We start from the raw sequence: 17,545 nt of genomic DNA on the forward strand, positions 1-17,545 counted from the left end.
ACCGTGCGGTTGCATGGGTTGTGTCTGTTCCTACTGCTCAGACGCGCAATGCGTCAATCTGCGCATTGACGGACACTCAGGGCGGCAGGACGGTGAGCGCATCCGGACTCCGGGGCGTGCCCGGAGACCAGGACCCTCGGGGGAGGACCACATGAGCATCGACGACCTGGAGCGCGTTCCGTCGGCCGAGACGGAGCCCTCCGCGGCCGCGTTCCCGCTCCTGCGACGCAGCGGGCTCTACGCACTCCAACTGTTCGGGACCGCCTCGGACTCGGAGCCGTCGGCGGCGGACAGCGACCCGACCGCGTCCGAGAACGGCGAGGTCGCGTCCGCCGACGCCGACGCCGACGCGGCGCTGGTGGTGGAGGAGCTCCGTGTCGACGTGGACGGCCTGATGCCGACCATGACCGTCAGCGGCGCCAGGGCCCAGCTCTTCGGCGGCAGGATCACCTGGATCGCACGGGTGAGCTGGAGCGCCGTACAGCAGGGGTACACGGGAACGATCAGCTACCGCGACGGCAACGCGTCCCTGGAACCGCACACGCACGTACTGGTGAAACTGTCGGGCGGCCTGCCGTTCGGCGGGCAGCGCAAGGCACGGGTGAAGTTCACCGGCGGCGGCCATCCCGACGCGACCCGCACCTACGTCTTCCGACGGGCCGCCTTCCGGCAGGTGGGCATCGAGTACGACCGCGTCGACGACGCCACCGCGGTCATCGACTACCCCCTGCACGCGCACCCGAACCGGCCCGCCGACCTGCCGAACGCCACCCTGACCGTCCAGGACGCCTTCACCCGGCTGGGTATCGCCGTCACCAAGACGGGCGGCGACGACGTGGTCCCGGTCATCAAGGCGGGCGCCGACAGCCTGTGGACCGACATCGAGATGCACGACGCCATGCAGGCGCACTGGTCCAAGTGGGCCGACACACCCCAGTGGCAGGTGTGGACGCTGTTCGCCGGCCGGCACATTCGGGGCTCCGGCCTCGGCGGGATCATGTTCGACGCCATCGGCACGGCCCAGCGCCAGGGCTGCGCGGTCTTCAGCAACTCCTTCATCTCCACCCCGCGCCCGGGCGACCCGCAGTCGGACCAGGCCGTGCGGCGACTGCGCTTCTGGACGGCCGTGCACGAGATCGGGCACACCTTCAACCTCGCGCACTCCTGGCAGAAGGACCACAGCTCCGGCTCCCCGTGGGTCTCGTTGGCGAACGAGCCCCTCGCCTTCAGTTACATGAACTACCCGTTCACGTACCCCGGCGGGGAGCCCGCCTTCTTCGCCGGATTCCGCTACGGGTTCAGCGAGAACGAACTCCTCTTCCTGCGCCACGCACCGGAACGGGTGGTCAAGCAGGGCGCCGCTCCCTGGTTCGACGAGCACGGCTTCGAGCAGGTGCGGCAGGCCAGGCCGAACGTCCTGGAGCTCACCGTGCGGGTCCACAGGGATGCTCCGCGCTTCGAGGCACTGGAGCCCGTGGTCGCCGAGGTGAAACTCACGAACACCTCGATCGCGCCGGTCGCGGTGGACCGCAACGCCCTGCTCGGCGAACGGCTGACCGTGATCATCGCGGCCGACGGCCGGGACGCCCGCCAGTGGCTGCCGTACGCCCGGCACTGCTATCTGGCCGACCCGTACGTCCTGCAGCCCGGCGAATCGCTCTACGCGCCGCTGTTCCTCAGCGCCGGACTCAACGGGTTCGACCTGGCCGAGCCCGGGCGGTACCGGATCCGCGTGATGCTCGACACCGAGTCCGGCGAGATCCTCTCCGCACCCCTGCACATCGACGTCAGGCCACCCAGGAGCCGCGACGAGGAGTTGCTGGCCCCGGACGTGTACACGGACGAGGTCGGCCGGGTGCTCGCCTTCGGCGGCAGCCGAGGCAACACACCCGCCCTCGACCACGCCAACGATGTCCTGCGCGAGACCGTGGCGCGACTCCCGGACAGCGCCCTGGCCGTCCACGCCGCCGCGGCCCTCAGCTGCACGGCGACCGTGCCGGGCCAGATTCTCTTCGAGGACCCCGAGGACCCGCACATCAAGGAGTTCAGGACCGTCGCCCCCGATCCGGAGCAGGCCCTGCCCCTGATCGAGAAGGCGTACGGCGACCCGGGCGCCGCAGCCGACACCCTCGGCCACATCGGGCTGGCCCAACAGGTCGAACAGGTGGCGATCGCCCTCGCCGCGACCGGGGACCGGACTACCCAGGAGGCCGTCCGCCTGACCAACGCCGTGGCCGACACCCTGGACGCCCGCAACGTCCTGCCCTCGGTGGTGAGTTCGGTACGGGCCGCCTCGGACGGTCTGCCGAGCAGCTGACATCCAGGGAGAGCACGGTCGGCGGGCACGACACCACGCCGACCGTGCTCTCTCAGGCCCCGGCCGCCCTCACCGGCTCGCCAGGACCAGCGCCTGATCCAGCGCCTGATCCAGCACCTGGAGGAACGTGTTGACCGTCGCCCGGTTCCGCACCGCCAGTCGCAGCAACTCCTCGTCGAGCCCCGGGAACGTGTCCCCGCGCCGCACCGCGAAACCGAGGTCGCGCAGATGCCGGCGTACGGCGGCCGCGGACGAACAGCCGGAACTGGCACCCGACCCGCACCGGCCGCGCACTGCGGTGGAAGCCGACGGCCTGCCCGCGGTCGACAGGCTGATGCACCTCCTCGATCTTGCTGCGCTACGCCTGCTCGGTGGTCCGATCAAGGAATGGCACACGACCGGCTACCCGCGTCGCCGCGCCTGGGCCACGAAGGTCACCACCATGGAGCCGGCCCTGTTCTCGTATGACTACGGCGAACGGACATGTAGCGCTCCAGCTTGTTCACCTCGGCCAGCAGGCTCTCCAGGCCCGGAGCGCCGGGGTCGGTCTTCAGCTCGGTGAAGTGCGACCGACCGCCCCGGCCGCCACGCCGTCGCTGTCGGTGCCCTGCTCGGTTCCGTCGCCCCCGATCAGGTCCTCCAGCCGCGAGCGGGTCGCGTGGCTGAGCCGGTCCACAGTGCTGCGACAGAACCGCTTCTCGAAGTCCTTGACCGCCTTGCCCACCAGCCGCCGCACCTGCCCGGGCGCCGGTGGCTCGATTTGGTCGTTGCGGCACCGAGCCACGACCGCGGCCGCAAGCCGGTCACGCGACAACTCCACCGGGCACAGCTCAGTCGCCGGCCACCCGGCCAGCCGGTCCTGGTCCTCCTCGGTGTTCGCCCGGAAGCCGTACGCCGCCCGGATCTCGCCCCGATGCCGCTGGATCGCCTTGCTCTGCCAGTCGTAGTCCGCCCACGCCTCCGCAGGCACATCGACCTGCTGGGCGACATACTCCACCGCGGCGGCCGGCGACGGAGCCCTTGAGGTGTGCCCGATGCAAGGTTCAAAGATGGGTTCTGAAAGGTCGATGAAGCACACCCCGTCGTCGAACTCGTTCGCCGCTTCTGTGGCTGAGCGCACGGCGATACGGGTCTTGCCGACCCCTCCGGTCCCCGTGAGGGTTACCAGCCGGGAACGGGTTCGAGCCTTGCGCAGCACAGACAGCTCGTGACGGCGGCCGATGAGGCTCGTCTCCTCCGCAGGGGGATCACGCCGCGTGGGACGACGCAGGTCGGCGGCAACTTCCGTCCCTGGAGGAACAGTTGAAGGGTTGACGGGAGCCTGACAATCAGTATGGTCTAGGCCAATGAGTCGACCGAGGCGCCCGGTTGTCTCCGTCCCCCTCATCCCCCCACCTCCGAGGGAGCAGAGATGAACAAGAAGCAGAAGCTGGCGGCCGCCCTGGGCGCTGCCTTCGCGCCCGTAATCGTGCTGGCCTCCGTCACCCCGGCCGGCGCGCACGGATATGTCAACGCGCCCCCGAGCCGGCAGGCCCAGTGCGCGGCCGGCACGGTGAGCTGCGGCGAGATCACCCACGAGCCGCAGAGCGTCGAAGGCCCCAAGGGGCAGACGACGTGCAGCGGCGGCAATGCGCGGTTCGCCGAGCTGGACGACGACGGCAAGGGCTGGCAGACGACCGACGTCGGCTCGTCCCAGGAGTTCAGCTGGAAGCTGACGGCGGCTCACGCCACCAGCACCTGGCAGTACTTCGTCGGCGGCAACAAGATCGCCGAGGTCGACGACGGCGGCGCCAAGCCGGGCGACACCGTCACCCACACCGTCGACTTCGGCGGGCTCAGCGGCAAGCAGAAGGTGCTCGCGGTGTGGAACATCGCCGACACCTCCAACGCCTTCTACGCCTGCATCGATGTGAACATCACGGGCTGAGGAGGCCAATCCGCGCGGGGTGGTTCCCCCACACCATCCCGCGCGGTCCGCCGGGCCGCCGCAGCCGCAGCCGCAACCGGCACCGATGACTTTTGACGATTCCGATGACTTCGAGGCGCGGCGGGAGTCCCACCTTCGAGCACATCCCCGTCACCGGCTGCGAAGGTGGACGCATGGCCGATCTGCGCGAAACGCTGGAAGCACACGTGGACAAGGGCTCCGTGCCCGGAGCGGTGGGCCTGGTGGCGCGCGGTGACCGCATCGAGGTGGCGGCCGTCGGGTCCGTCGACGTCGAGGGCAGCGCCCCGATGGCCAGGGACTCCATCTTCCGTATCGCCTCGATCACCAAACCCGTCGTCGCCGCGGCCGTCATGATGCTGGTCGAGGACGGGCGGATCGCGCTGGACGACCCGGTCGCCCGGTGGCTGCCCGAGCTGGCGTCACCGAGCGTCGTCCGCACGCCGGCCTCGCCGGTGGACGACGTGGTCCCCGCGGTGCGGCCCATCACCGTCTTCCATCTGCTGAGCTCCCGCACCGGATACGGCTTCGCCTCCGACTTCTCGCTGCCCGCGGTCGCGGCGCTGGCCACCGCGCTAAAGCAGGGCCCTACCGCGCCACAGGCCGTGCCGGCGCCCGACGACTGGATGGCCGCCCTGGGGCGGATTCCGCTGCTGCACCAGCCGGGCGACGGCTGGCTGTACAACCTCAGCTCCGACCTGCAGGGCGTGCTCATCTCCCGGGTCACGGGCCGACCGCTGCCCGACTTCCTCGCCGAGCGGATCTTCGAACCGCTCGGGATGACCGACACCGCCTTCGCCGTGCCGCCCGCCAAGCTCGACCGGTTCACCGCCTATTACGGGGCCGCCCCCGAGGGAGGCCTCGCCCGCCTCGACGCCGCCGACGGGCAGTGGAGCCGGCCGCCCGCGTTTCCCTCCGGCGCCGGCGGCCTGGTCTCCACCGCCGACGACTGGCTCGCCTTCGGCCGGATGCTGCTGGCCCAAGGTGTGTCCCAAGGGGCGGCAGGCGGGCGGCAGTTGCTCTCCCCCACGTCAGTGCGGCAGATGACGACCAATCAGCTGACCGTGGCCGAGCGGAAAGCTGGCGGTCTGTTCCTCGAAGGCATGGGCTGGGGCTTCGGCGCCGCGGTCGACGTCGAGCGTGCGGAGCCGTGGAGCGTGCCGGGGCGCTATGGCTGGGTCGGCGGCACCGGCACGACCGCGCACATCATTCCGGCCACCGGCACGGTCACCATCATGCTCAGCCAGCTGCAGATGGGCGGGCCGAGCTTCCCCGAGCTGATGCGGGACTTCTGGCGGTACGCCGCGGACGTGTGACGGGCCGCCACGGCGGCGGAGCCGCTCCCCCGCCATGCCCGTGCCGCCGGCCGGCCCCTCCGTGTTCGGGTGGCATTTCCGCACGGCGTCGATCATGCGCCGGGTACCGCCCGCAGCAGAGAGGCCCTCCCGTGCAACGACGTGACTTCGCAGCCGCCCTGACCGCCGCGCTCGCCAGCCCGGCCGTCATCGGCGCGGCACCGGCCGCCGCGGCCGACCGCTCGGGCGGCGGGCTCGCCCGGCACATGCACGCGGCGCTCACCGCGGAGCTCGACGACCGGGGCGCCGCCCGCGCGCTCGTCCCGCACCTGCACGACGTGGGCTTCGACTGGCACCCGGAGACCGCCGCGTTGCAGGACCTGGACTTCATCGTCGCGTACGGCTTCGGCAACCGGCCCCCGGCCGACGGCGGCGACCCCACCAAGGTCCGCCCCGAGCCGGGCCCGGTCAACGAGGAGCTTGCCGACACCGTGGCCCGCGTCCGCGGCCGGCGGGACCTTCCCGTGTACGCCCAGTGGGAAATCGCCCATTTCCTCGAGTCGAAGCACCAGATGACGGACGTGACGTCGATCGAACCGGTCGTCGCACCCGACGGCACGATCACCTATCTCAGCACCGACGGCGTCGCCGCCCAGGTGGCCGGGCTCCGTGAGAACCTGCCCGGCGGCATCGGCACCGCAGGCGTGATCGGCTTCCGCGACCACGTGAAGCGCTGCGTACAGACCACACGCGACCGCGGCATGACCGCGTACGCACCCCACGGCGTCGACATGCCCGGCACCTACGACACCGAGTCCGGCCAGCCCTGGACGCGCCGCCGCGATCTGTACCTGGTGCACGACATGGCCGCGCAGTGGGCGGTCCTGCGCGAGAAGCTCGTGAGGGAGGACGAGGCCTTTCCGAACGGCTGAGGCGGCCGAGCCCCGGGGACGTACGCAGTCGTCAGGACAGCGGGCAGCCGGTCAGCAAGGTGGTCGGGTCCGCCTCAGTGGGGCGCGGGATCGTGCGGCTTGGCGGTGGGGCGTGGCCGGTGCGGAGCCAGTGTTCGGTGGCGGTGAACGCCGAGCGGTGGCAGGGCACCAGCGGGCGGATCCTGTCCGGGAAGGTGTCGTACAGCGAGTCGGTGTGTGTGCCGCCCTCGATGCGGTAGGAGCGGAACAGGTCGCCGCGGCCCGCGTCGTGGACCATGCGGGCGTACACGTCCGCGTCGCGGCTGATGGGCAGCAGCACATCGAGGGTGCCCTGCACCGTGATCAGCGGTTTTCCGATCCTGCCGGTCAGCGCGACCCGCTGCACGGCTCGGTGGACCTCCGCCGGACGGGACGCGTAGTCGTAGTCCGCGTCGCAGGCGGGCGTGCCGGGTGCGCAGTAGGGAGTGCCTGCCTCCGTGGAGCCGTCGAAGGCGGGGTCGAACTCCTCGCGGTACACACGCTGGGTCAAGTCCCAGTACGAGCGGTGGTGGTAGGGCCACAGGAACTCCGAGCCCGCGGGGAAGCCGGCCGCGAGCAGCTGCCGGTGGGCGCGGGCGGCACCCGCGCCGCCCGCCGCGTAGGTGGGGTACGCAGCCAGGGCGGTCGGCAGGAAGGTCAGCAGGTTCGGTCCGTCCGCGCGCCAGAGGGTGCCTTCCCAGTCCACACCGGCGTCATAGAGCTCGGGATGGTTCTCCAGCTGCCAGCGCACCAGATAGCCGCCGTTGGAGATGCCCGTGGCCAGGGTGCGGGTGGGCTGCCTGCCGTAGCGCTGGGCGACCACCGTGCGGGTGGCCCTGGTGAGTTGGGTGACGCGCCGGTTCCATTCGGCGACGGCGTCGCCCGGCCGCCGGCCGTCGCGGTGGAAGTGGGGTCCGGTGTTGCCCTTGTCGGTGGCGGCGTAGGCGTACCCGCGAGCCAGCACCCAGTCGCCGATGGCCCGGTCGTTGGCGTACTGCGCCCGGTTGCCCGGAGTGCCGGCGATCACCAGGCCGCCGTTCCACCGGTCGGGCAGCCGGATGACGAACTGGGCGTCGTGGTTCCAGCCGTGGTGGGTGTTGGTGGTGGAGGTGTCGGGGAAGTGGCCGTCGATCTGGATGCCCGGTACGCCGGCGGGCGTGGACAGGTCCTTGGGGGTCAGGCCCGCCCAGTCGGCCGGGTCGGTATGACCCGAGCCGACGGTTCCGGCGGTGGTCAACTCATTGAGACAGGCGGCCTGTTGGCGTGTCGCACCCGGCACGTCCAGGTGGCCGATGCGGGCGCAGCTCCCCTCCGCTGCCGTGGTTGGGACGGCCACGCTCGGGGCGGCGGTGAGCGCGAGGAGCAGGGCCGCTCCGGTGGCGATGCGGCGCAGCGGGCGGATGCGGAGGCGGCGTGAACTGCCCTGTCCAGGTGGTGTGTTGGCGTGGGCTCTATGCGGGCGCATGCGGATGTCTGACTCCGTGTACGGGAACGGAAGGGACGAGCGGGGGGGGGCGACGACCTGCCGGACGCGGATGGCCGGTGGTCAGCCGTCGAGCCCGAAGAAGTCGGTGATCCAGTGGCTGGAGCAGATCGAGCCGATGAAGTGGGCGGTCCCGGTGGCGCCGCATTGCTGGGCAGCGGTGCCGGGTTCCACGGGTGTGCCATGGCCGATGTTCGGCACCCGGTCGACCTCGACCGCGACACTGCCGTCGGCGGCCAGATACTGCTCCCGTCGCGTGCCGTTCGGCCCGATGGTGGACGTACGGTCCGGGCTCTGCCCCAGGCCGTGCACGGCCGTCCACTGATCGCGCAGGGCGTCCGCATTCTTGGGTACGACGGTGGCGTCCCGGTCGCCGTGCCAGATGGCCACCCTCGGCCAGGGGCCGGTGTGGCCGGGGGCGGCGTCCGTCACGTTCTTCGCCCAGGCCGCGGGGGTCCGGTTCACTCCGGGGTTCATACAGGTGTACGCGGAGACGACGTCGGTGGCGCAACGGTAGGGCACGCCCGCGACCACCGCCCCGGCCTGGAAGACGTCCGGGTAGGTGGCGAGCATGGCCGCGGTCATCGCACCGCCCGCCGAGAGGCCCGTCACGTACGTCCGGGCGGGATCGCCGCCGTAGGCGGATCCGGCCTTGGCGACCATCTGCCGGATCGACGCGGCCTCGCCCTGACCGCGCTGTGTGTCCCCGGCCTGGAACCAGTTGAAGCACTTGTTGATGTTGTTCGACGAGGTCGTCTCGGCGAAGACCAACAGGAATCCGTACTGATCGGCGAACTTCGTCAGCCCCGAGTTGTCGGCATAGATCTGGGCGCTCTGCGTGCAGCCGTGCAGGGCCACCACGACCGCCGGATGGGCGGGCAGCGACTGCGGCCGGTACACGTACATGTTCAGGGCGCCCGGGTTGGCCCCGAAGTCGGTAACCCGCTCCAGGGCGACCGCCGCGCGGGCCTGGGGCGCCGGGGCGAACAGGGAGACCCCGGCGGCGAGGGCGAGCGCGGCGGCGGGCAGGCCGATCCTGCGCAGCCGGCGTCTTAGCGGTGCCGCGCGACGGGCCAACAGGGCTGTCGGGGTGGGGGGTTGGGCGGTTCCGTCCGGCATGGAAGCCTCCTAAGGGCAGCCGAGGTGCCGGTCACCCTAGGAGGCGGCCCGGTCGCCGCGACATGGCTACGGACGCCACAACCACCGTGTGCGGAAGGGGCGTTCGCCCTGTTGTGCAATCACAAGCGGCAGGCCGGGTGAAGTCGTGAGCGTCTTCCTTGACTACTGTGCGAGCGTGCTGACACTGAAGACAGAATCCGATGCCGAACTGGCGGTGGAGGCGGCCCAAGCCGGAGCCGCTGTCGTGCGCACCATGTACGGGGATTCACTGCCCCGGTTCGAGAAGACGGCCGGCGACTTCGCGACGGCCGCGGACCTCGCGGCGGAGAAGGCCATCTGCGACGTCCTGCGTACGGCCAGGCCCGATGATGCCGTCACCGGCGAGGAGGGCGGTCAGCAGGGCGCGGGCGACGCTGCGCGCCGATGGCTGGTCGATCCCCTGTGCGGCACGCTCAACTACGCCGCGCACACCATGCTGGTCGCGGTGAACGTCGCCCTGCGCGTCCGAACGGACATCACGGCCGCCGCGTCAGCCGATCCGTTCACCGAAGAGGTGTTCTGGACCGACGGGGAACGCGCCTGCCTGCGCCGAGGTGGCGTGGACGAGGAACTGGCGCCCTCCCCCGATTCCCGCCTTGTGGACGTCAACCTGGACCCGCCGTTCCCGAACGCCCCTTCCTTCCGGGCGGTTCGGCTGCTCGCCGACCCGGACTTCGTCCAGGAGTTCCGGCCCCGCGTCGTCTCCACCACTCTGGCGGTGGCCTGGGTCGCGGCCGGCCGCCGGGCCGCCTACATCACCGACGGAGATCTCCGCGACAGCGTGCACTTCTCCGCCGGCATCGCCCTGTGCCGAGCCGCCGGCTGCACGGTGACCGGCATCGACGGCCGGCCGCTGCACACGGGCGCGGGCGCGGGCGGCCTGATCGTGGCAGCCGATCGGCAGACCCATGCCGCGCTACTGGACATGATCGGCCGCCAGGAGCCGTCGGATCGCTAGCTCGGCGGCAGTCGCCCGTTGCCCGTTGCCCGTGCTCAGTCGAGGGACAGCACGGCCACGTCGTACCGCTCCCGCACAGGAACCGGTCGGGTCGTCGGCTCGTTCTCGGCGTCGGCCCGCAGCCGCCCAAGCCCCTCCTCGAACTCCGCGGCGGTGAGCTGGGCGAACTTCGACTGGGGCCGCGAGGCCATGCGGGCGTGGTAGTCGCGGAGGCTGGTGGTGACCGGGCGGGCGAAGGAGATGACGGTCCGGACCGTGAACCCGGCCAGGGCGAAGTCCTCGAGCACATCGGACCTGGAGGGAAAGCGCTGCTCGTCCAACTCGCGGAGGTCGGGCCAGTAGTCGTAGACCAGGGCGTCGAGCCGCTCGCGAAATGTCGTGCGGATGACGGTCGTTCCGCCGGGCCGGAGGATACGGGCCAGCTCGTGGGCGACCCGCACGCGGTCCGGCAGATGGTGGATCACGCGCGACAGCAGGGCCAGGTCGAACAGGTCGGAGCGGGTGGGCACGGCTTCGGCAGTGCCGGCCAAGTACTGGACCGCGGCATGGGAGTTGTGCCGCTGAGCTTCAGCGAGCATGGGCACGGAGGCGTCGACCCCGACCACGCGCGAGGGGTCGAGCCGCCGCGCCATCGAAGCGCAGAACATACCTGTGCCCGCCCCGATTTCCACCACCGCAGGCGAAGGCCGGCCCACGAAGGAACCGATCAAGTGTGTCCAGTCGTGGAGAGACGCATCGGGCATCTCGTTGCCGCCCTGATATACGCCCGCCAGCCGCTCATCGTCATAGACCCTGCCCATGCCGATCATGCTTACGGCTCTGACATTGCAGGGCAAGACCGCCCGCGCGTTCAAGTACGCGCGGCCTTACGCCTCAGCCTTACACCTCAGCCCTGCGCGTCAGCCTTACGCATCAGCAGATGACCCCGGCGGAACCGCTCCCCCTCGCCCGGCTCACGCAACATCCGGCCGACCTCTACGAATCCGGCCGCATCTGCCAGCCCCGCGAGCTCATCGATCGGCCACCGGTAGGCAGTCGCCACCTTGTGGTCGAACGGCGCGACCGGCTCCCCCTCCGACTCGAAGAAGCCGAGCAGGAGGTGTCCTCCGGGTGCGAGTACGCGCTGGAACTCGGCGAAGTACGGGGGCAGTTCCTGCGGTGGGGTGTGAATGACCGAGTACCAGGACACGATGCCGCCAAGACCACCGTCGGCGAGGTCCAAGGCGTCCATGGAACCGACCTCGAAGCGCAGGTCCTGGTAGGCCGCGCGGGCGAGATCGATCATCACCGGCGAGAGGTCGACGCCGAAGACGTCGAGCCCCAAGTCCCGCAGATACGCGGTCGTCTGTCCCGGACCGCAGCCCAGCTCGGCGACGAGCCCCGCATCGGAGCTCCGCACAAGGTCGGCGAACGCGGTCAGCACCGCGCGATCCAGCGGAAGCGCGTCCAGCGAGTTGCGGGCGAACTCCGCGTAGATCAAGGCCATGGCGTCGTAGGCGTCCGCTGTTGCACTGAGGTAGGAGGAAGGTTGAGTCACAAGCGCGGATCCTAGGGGGCCTGCCCGATCGGTCCGGTGGCCGCCCCTCCTGTGCCGGCTTCGCCCGAGTCAGGTATCGCAGCCGCATCCGGCACGGCACCCGCAGGCGCCGGTCTCGCCATCGGCGGACGGGAGCACCGCGGCCGTCGGGGCGACGCAGCAGCCTCTGCCCAGCCATGCTTCGCGGCCCTCCTTGAGAGCCATGGCGGCGATGACCAGACCGGCGATCGGGTCGGCCCAGCGCCAGCCCAGGGTGGCGTTGAGGACCAGGCCGAGCAGGAGCACCGCGGACAAGTACGTACACAGCAGCGTCTGTTTGGAGTCGGCCACCGCGCTCGCGGAACCGAGCTCACGCCCGGCCTTGCGCTGCGCGGCGGACAGGAACGGCATGACCGCGAGCGACAGTGCGGCGATCACGATGCCCGGGACGGAACGCTCGGCCTCGCCCGTGCCGGTCAGCGCACGGATGGCATCGACGCCGACATAGGCCGCGAGCGCGAAGAAGGAGAGGGCGATGATGCGCAAGGTGGTCTTCTCACGGGCCTCGCGTACGGAGTGCTCGCGAGCGGAGAACTGCCAGGCGACCGCGGCGGCGGATGAGACCTCGATGACCGAGTCCAGACCGAAGCCGATCAGGGCCGTGGAGGAGGCGATCGAGCCTGCCGTGATGGCGACGATCGCCTCGATGACGTTGTACGTGATGGTCGCGCCGACCAGCAGGCGTATCCGCCGAGTCAGCGCCTGGCGACGGACCGGGGATGGGCCGAGGGATGTCGCGGCCATCAGCAGCAGCCCTTCTCGTCGGCATCGGGGCACGTTCGGTCACTCTCGACGGCGACCACGGCGGTGCGCAGCGCGTCCAGGGCATGACCGAGGCGCGCGTCGGCGAGCTCGTATCGGGTCCGGCGGCCGTGCGGAACGGTGACGACAAGGCCGCAGTCGCGCAGGCATGCCAGATGGTTGGAGAGCCGGGTGCGCGAGACACCCAGAGCATCGGCGAGGTCGGCGGGGTAGGCGGGCGCTTCACGCAGGGCGAGCAGGATGCGGCAGCGGATCGGATCGGCGAGCGCGCGGCCGAACCTGGCAAGGACCTCGATGTCGGAGGCAACAGTCAGCACACCCTCGACAGTACACAGTTTGCTGAATTCAGCCAATCGTGTACTCACATCGGCCCACCCAGCCGCAGCTCCCTCCCGGCCGGCGCCACCCCGGCGCCCTGACCACGGAACCCGAGGCACTCACCGTACGGAAGGACATGTTCCAGCCACGTCGGGTGTCTCGATCCATTCGTCCTCGCCACCTTCGCGTTGACAACTGCGGAGAGTGGTCGGAACAGCACCGCAGAGTATGCAACGGCGCGTAGCGTGGGAACTCCCAGTCAGGCGCACGGCGGGCGAAAGCGGGCACACACAATGCGGTGGGGACATGTCACAGAGCATGTCGTGGGGCTGCCCCTCGAAGTCACGGGCTTCATCGGACGCGAGCGAGAGCTGCGCGAGGTCGGCGCGCTGGTGGACAAGGCCCGCCTGGTGTCGCTCATCGGGCCCGGCGGGGTGGGAAAGACACGGCTCGCGCTGCGCACCACCCGCACCGCGCTGCCGCGCTTCGCCGACGGTGCCTGTTTCGTCGAGCTGTCGTCCCTGCACGACCCGGTGCTGCTGCCGCACACGGTGGCAGCGGCGCTCGGACTCTCCGAGCAGGGGGACCGTGACCCGGTGGATCTCGTGGTCGCGTATCTCGTCGGCAAGCGGCTGCTGCTCGTCCTGGACACCTGTGAACACCTGGTGGACGCCTGCGCGATGCTCGCCGACCTGATCCTGCGCATGGCACCCGAGGTCACGGTCCTGACCACCAGCCGGCAACCGCTCGATGTGCCGGGCGAGTTCGCCTACCCGATCACGCCGCTGCCCTGTGACCGCGAGGCGGTGCAGTTGTTCGGGGAGCGGGCCGCCGCCGTCGTGCCCGGGTTCGCCGTCACCGAGGCCAATCGCGCCGCCGTGACCTCCGTCTGCCGCAGGCTCGACGGGATTCCGCTGGCCATCGAACTGGCCGTGGTCCGGCTGCGGGTGCTTCCGCTGGGCGATCTTGCCGCCCGGCTCGAGCACCGGTTCCAGGCGCTGACCGGCGGCCGCCGGGGCGTGGTGCACCGGCACCGGACGCTGCGGGACACCATCGACTGGAGCCACGACCTGTGCACCCCGCAGGAAAGGACGCTGTGGCGCAGACTGTCGGTGTTCGCCGGGGATTTCGACGCCGAGGCCGCAGAGGCCGTGTGCGGGGGCGGCGAACTGCCCGCAGAGGCCGTGCTCGAGCAACTCATCGGTCTGGTCGACAAGTCGGTGGTGCTGCGCGTCGAATCGGACGAGGCGCGCTACCGACTGCTTGACACCCTGCGCGAGTACGGCGCCGAGCAGCTCGCGGAGGGCGGCGAGCAAGAGGCCTACTGCCGGGCACACTTGGAGTACTTCGCCGCGTTCGCGGAGCGCGCCGACCGCCCTTTCCACAGCGACCGGCAGCCGGAGCAGCTGACGGCCATCGCCCGCTGCCTGCAGAACTTCCGGGTCGCCCTGGAGTACGGGACCGGCCACGACGACCCCGAACTCGCGCGGCGCGGCCTCGGCCTGGCCACCCGGCTGTGGACCCACTGGATCATGACGGGGCGGCTGCGCGAGGGATCCCGCTGGATCAAGTCCGGCCTGGCCTCGGTGGAGTCCGACTGCCCCGAGCGGGTCGAGGGCCTGCACCGCCTCGCCTGGATCCTGATGGTCCTGGGCTGGCACGACGAGTCCGAGCCGTACGTCCTGGAGTCACTGGCCATGGCCGAGCGGATGGGCGACGCGCGCGGTGCGGCGTACGCCGTCGAGTTCCGCGGCTGCCTGGCCCAGTTCCGCGGACGTCTGGACGAGGCGCATCGTGACTTCGACGCGGCTCGCCACGCCTTCCGGAAGCTGGGCGACAGCGACGGTCTCGCCATCACCTGCTTCATCCAGACGTTCGGCGCGGCCCTCGTCGGCGATGTCGGGCATGCCTGGGAGGTGTCCGGCGAGGGACTGCGGGCGCTGGAGGCGGCCCCCGGCGAGTGCTGGACCCGCAGCTACTGCCTGCTCTACCGGCAGTTGGCACTGTGGCTCTCGCAGGACGACGCCCGGGCCGAGGAACGGGACAGACTCGGCCGCGAGGCACTGGCCCTGAAGCAGACCGTGGACGACCGGCTCGGCGCGGCCATCGCGCTGGAACTGCTCGCCTGGTCCGCGGCGCGCGCGGGACGCGACGAGCGTGCCGCGTGGCTCCTTGGGAGTGCCGAGGCGATCTGGGTCAGGATCGGCGGCGTGCGGCTGTTCAACGTGGCCATCTTGCACGTTGAACACGACACGGCCGTCGCCAAGGCGCGGGCGACGCTGGGAGATTCGGCGTACGCGGCCCAGCACGAGCGAGGTGCCGGGCTGAGCCTCGCGGAGTCGGTGACGCATGTGGCCGAGGACACGGACGTGCTCCCCGAGCCCACGCCGCGCGCCGAGGCCGAGCCGCCTGCGCGTCGGAGCTCGGCGCCGGTGCCACGGGCACGGGACCGCGCCACGGCACAGCCGGGCAGCCTCACGGCCCGGGAGCGGGAGGTGGCGGCGCTGGTCGCGCAGGGACTGACGAACCGGCAGATCGCCGAACGGCTCGTCATCTCCAAGCGGACCGCGGACGCCCACGTGGAGCACATCCTCAGCAAGCTGGGGCTCACATCGCGGACGCAGATCACGGGCCTGGAGGCCTGATCACGGGCATGGAGGCGTGATCACGGGCCTGGAGGCCTGACGCTGCGGAACGAGCGCCGGTAGATCTGGGGCGGGACCCCGACGACCCTTTTGAACTGGCGCCGCAGGGTCGTGGCGGTGCCCATGCCGGTGGCCAGCGCGATCGCCTCGATGCTGTCGTCGGTGGCTTCCAACAACTCCTGGGCGCGGCGCACGCGTTGGGCCAGGAGCCACTGGAGCGGCGTCTGCCCGATCACCGACCGGAACTGCCGCCCGAGATGGCGCGGGCTCGTGTTGGCCTTCCGCGCCATGTCGGTCACGGTCAGCGGTTTGTCGAGGCGCTGCTGCACCCAGGCGAGCAGGTGGGACAGCGTGTGGTCGCCCGTGGTCTGTACGGGCGTGGACACGAACTGGGCCTGGCCGCCGGGCCGATGGGGCGGCACGACGAGGCGGCGGGCGACGGCGTTGGCGACGGCGGCGCCGTGGTCGATGTGGACCAGATGAAGGCAGAGATCGACGGCGGCGGCCTTGCCCGCGGCCGTGAGGACGCTGCCGTTGTCCGTGTACAGCACGTCCGGATCGACCAGGGCACGCGGATGGCGTGCGCTCAGCTCCGCGGCATGAGCCCAGTGGGTGGTGGCCCGCCGGCCGTCCAGCAGGCCCGCGGCGCCGAGCACGAACGCCCCGGTGCACAGGGAGGCGACCCGGGCACCCGCCTCGTGCGCCGCCCGCACGGCGTCGACGAGCTCCGCCGGGAGCGGATCGTCGATGTCGGCGCAGGCGGGCACGATCACGGTGTCGGCATCCGACAGCCGCTCGAGACCGTGGTCGGGATCGACCGTGAACGGGCCGACCCGCACCGGTCCCGGCCCGCAGAGCAGTACGTCGTACCAGCCCCGGGTGGCCTCGCGCGGCGGATTGCCGAAGATCTCGTACGCCACCGCCAGTTCGAAGTGCAGCAGGTGACCGGCGGCCGGCAGCGCGACAGTGGGCATGTCCGAAAGTGTACGGGTGTTGTCGTTCCGGACCATCACGGTCGGGCCGCATCGGCGGCAACACTGGACCCATCAGCACATCGAGAGCGGGGGAACCATGGGTACAGCAGGAGCAGTTGTGGTCTACGGCGCGACCGGGCACACCGGTCGCTTCATCGTCGCCGAACTGCGCAGACGCGGCTTCGGCACGATCGTCTCCGGCCGCAACGCAGACCAACTGACCGTGCTGGCCGCCGAGTTCGGGGATGTTGAGGTGCGGCCGGCCACCGTGGACGACGCGGCCTCGCTGGACCGGGCCCTCGCCGGAGCGGCGGCGGTCATCAACTGCGCGGGGCCGTTCGCGGTGACGGGAGGCCCGGTCGTCGAGGCGGCGCTGCGCGCGGGGATCCCGTACGTCGATGTCGCGGCGGAGATCGAGGCGAACGTCGCGATGTTCGCGGATCACGCGGAAGCGGCCCGGAAGGCCGACGTGCCCGTGGTGCCCGCGATGGCCTTCTTCGGCGGTCTCGGCGATCTGCTGGTGACCGCGGCGATGGGCGAGTGGACCGCCGCCGACGAGGCGCATGTCGCCTACGGGCTGACCAGTTGGCATCCCACGGCGGGCACCCGAGCCGCGGGCGAGGTGTCCCATGACCGGCGCGGGGGCCGTCGACTGCGGTTCGCGGGCGGGGAGCTGCAGTTCCACGACGACAAGCTGCCGGAGCAGGACTGGGACTTCCCCGAGCCGCTCGGCCGGCGGGCGGTGCTCGCGGAGTTCACCATGGCCGATGTCGTCACCGTCCCCAGCCACGTGGCCGTACCCGAAGTCCGCACGTATATGGCCGCCGACGCCGCGCGCGACCTGGCCGACGAGGACACACCGGCGCCGGAGCCGGTCGACGACCTGGGCCGTTCGGACCAGACGTTCGTCGTCGACGTCATCGTCCGCGCCGATGGCGTCGAGCGGCGCGCCACGGCCCATGGCCAGGACATCTACGCCGTCACCGCCCCCCTGGCGGTGGAGGCCGTGCGGCGCATCCTGGCCGGGCAGACCCGCACCACGGGAGTTGCGTCGGCCGGCGCGATGTTCGACGCGGCGGACTTCCTGCGGGCGCTGCACCCGTACCTGTCGGTCGAGCTTCCGCACTGACCGGCAGGACCGGCCGCCGCGGCATCTTGCCTGGT

At 71.0% G+C, this 17,545-nt stretch carries 14 protein-coding genes and 2 pseudogenes; 7 read left to right on the forward strand and 9 right to left on the reverse strand.

All coding sequences use genetic code 11. The annotated features are described in order from the left end of the window. Window positions 1–151 precede the first annotated feature (151 nt). Window positions 152–2,317: a hypothetical protein gene (locus OG453_RS39135; RefSeq protein ID WP_266873484.1), complete on the forward strand. Its 2,166-nt coding sequence runs from the start codon at window positions 152–154 to the stop codon at window positions 2,315–2,317. Window positions 2,318–2,386: 69 nt separating this feature from the next. Here the strand turns inward: OG453_RS39135 and OG453_RS39140 are convergent. Beyond that, window positions 2,387–2,566 (reverse strand): annotated as a pseudogene (locus OG453_RS39140) (aminotransferase); the annotation flags it as partial. Window positions 2,567–2,867: 301 nt separating this feature from the next. Next, window positions 2,868–3,437: a DUF4158 domain-containing protein gene (locus OG453_RS39145; RefSeq protein ID WP_266873485.1), complete on the reverse strand. Its 570-nt coding sequence runs from the start codon at window positions 3,435–3,437 to the stop codon at window positions 2,868–2,870. 291 nt (window positions 3,438–3,728) lie between these two features. Here OG453_RS39145 and OG453_RS39150 point away from each other — a divergent pair, with 291 nt between their 5' ends. The 3 genes from OG453_RS39150 (at window position 3,729) to OG453_RS39160 (ending at window position 6,489) form a co-directional block, all read left to right on the forward strand. Then, on the forward strand, window positions 3,729–4,244 hold the full coding sequence (locus OG453_RS39150; RefSeq protein ID WP_266873486.1) for a lytic polysaccharide monooxygenase auxiliary activity family 9 protein: 516 nt from the start codon (window positions 3,729–3,731) through the stop codon (window positions 4,242–4,244). 173 nt (window positions 4,245–4,417) lie between these two features. After that, window positions 4,418–5,578, forward strand: a complete 1,161-nt coding sequence (locus tag OG453_RS39155; protein ID WP_266873487.1) for a serine hydrolase — start codon at window positions 4,418–4,420, stop codon at window positions 5,576–5,578. A gap of 131 nt (window positions 5,579–5,709) precedes the next feature. Beyond that, the gene (locus tag OG453_RS39160; RefSeq protein ID WP_266873488.1) at window positions 5,710–6,489 is read left to right on the forward strand and encodes a hypothetical protein; all 780 of its coding nucleotides are present in this window, start codon (window positions 5,710–5,712) and stop codon (window positions 6,487–6,489) included. Between the two features lie 31 nt (window positions 6,490–6,520). Here OG453_RS39160 and OG453_RS39165 read toward each other — a convergent pair whose 3' ends face one another. Beyond that, window positions 6,521–7,972, reverse strand: a complete 1,452-nt coding sequence (locus tag OG453_RS39165) for a 3-hydroxybutyrate oligomer hydrolase family protein (RefSeq protein WP_266873489.1) — start codon at window positions 7,970–7,972, stop codon at window positions 6,521–6,523. Window positions 7,973–8,056: 84 nt separating this feature from the next. Next, window positions 8,057–8,980, reverse strand: a pseudogene (locus OG453_RS39170) (PHB depolymerase family esterase); the annotation flags it as partial. Window positions 8,981–9,284: 304 nt separating this feature from the next. On the opposite strand from OG453_RS39170, the gene OG453_RS39175 reads away from it, so the two are divergent. Beyond that, the gene (locus OG453_RS39175; protein WP_266873490.1) at window positions 9,285–10,106 is read left to right on the forward strand and encodes an inositol monophosphatase family protein; all 822 of its coding nucleotides are present in this window, start codon (window positions 9,285–9,287) and stop codon (window positions 10,104–10,106) included. 35 nt (window positions 10,107–10,141) lie between these two features. Here the strand turns inward: OG453_RS39175 and OG453_RS39180 are convergent, their stop codons facing one another. The 4 genes from OG453_RS39180 to OG453_RS39195 all read right to left on the reverse strand — a co-directional run bounded on the left by OG453_RS39180 (window position 10,142) and on the right by OG453_RS39195 (window position 12,761). Further along, window positions 10,142–10,906, reverse strand: coding sequence for a class I SAM-dependent methyltransferase (locus OG453_RS39180; RefSeq protein ID WP_266873491.1), 765 nt, complete (start codon window positions 10,904–10,906; stop codon window positions 10,142–10,144). Window positions 10,907–10,992: 86 nt separating this feature from the next. Next, window positions 10,993–11,643, reverse strand: coding sequence for a class I SAM-dependent methyltransferase (locus tag OG453_RS39185; RefSeq protein ID WP_266873492.1), 651 nt, complete (start codon window positions 11,641–11,643; stop codon window positions 10,993–10,995). Between the two features lie 69 nt (window positions 11,644–11,712). Further along, window positions 11,713–12,426, reverse strand: coding sequence for a cation transporter (locus OG453_RS39190; RefSeq protein WP_266873493.1), 714 nt, complete (start codon window positions 12,424–12,426; stop codon window positions 11,713–11,715). Beyond that, window positions 12,426–12,761, reverse strand: coding sequence for a helix-turn-helix transcriptional regulator (locus OG453_RS39195; RefSeq protein ID WP_266873494.1), 336 nt, complete (start codon window positions 12,759–12,761; stop codon window positions 12,426–12,428). Before OG453_RS39195 ends, OG453_RS39190 begins: the two co-directional genes overlap by 1 nt. Before the next feature lie 324 nt (window positions 12,762–13,085). Here OG453_RS39195 and OG453_RS39200 point away from each other — a divergent pair, with 324 nt between their 5' ends. Then, entirely contained in the window at window positions 13,086–15,407 is a 2,322-nt protein-coding gene (locus OG453_RS39200; RefSeq protein WP_266873495.1) for a LuxR C-terminal-related transcriptional regulator, read from the forward strand. A gap of 20 nt (window positions 15,408–15,427) precedes the next feature. Here OG453_RS39200 and OG453_RS39205 read toward each other — a convergent pair whose 3' ends face one another. Next, window positions 15,428–16,381 carry a GlxA family transcriptional regulator gene (locus OG453_RS39205; protein ID WP_266873496.1) on the reverse strand — a complete coding sequence of 318 codons (954 nt, stop codon included), beginning with the start codon at window positions 16,379–16,381 and terminating at the stop codon, window positions 15,428–15,430. Window positions 16,382–16,478: 97 nt separating this feature from the next. Between OG453_RS39205 and OG453_RS39210 the strand changes: the two genes are divergently transcribed. Next, entirely contained in the window at window positions 16,479–17,510 is a 1,032-nt protein-coding gene (locus tag OG453_RS39210) for a trans-acting enoyl reductase family protein (protein WP_266873497.1), read from the forward strand. The last annotated feature ends 35 nt before the right edge of the window (window positions 17,511–17,545 follow it).

It is taken from the genome of Streptomyces sp. NBC_01381 (assembly GCF_026340305.1).
Lineage (GTDB): Bacteria > Actinomycetota > Actinomycetes > Streptomycetales > Streptomycetaceae > Streptomyces.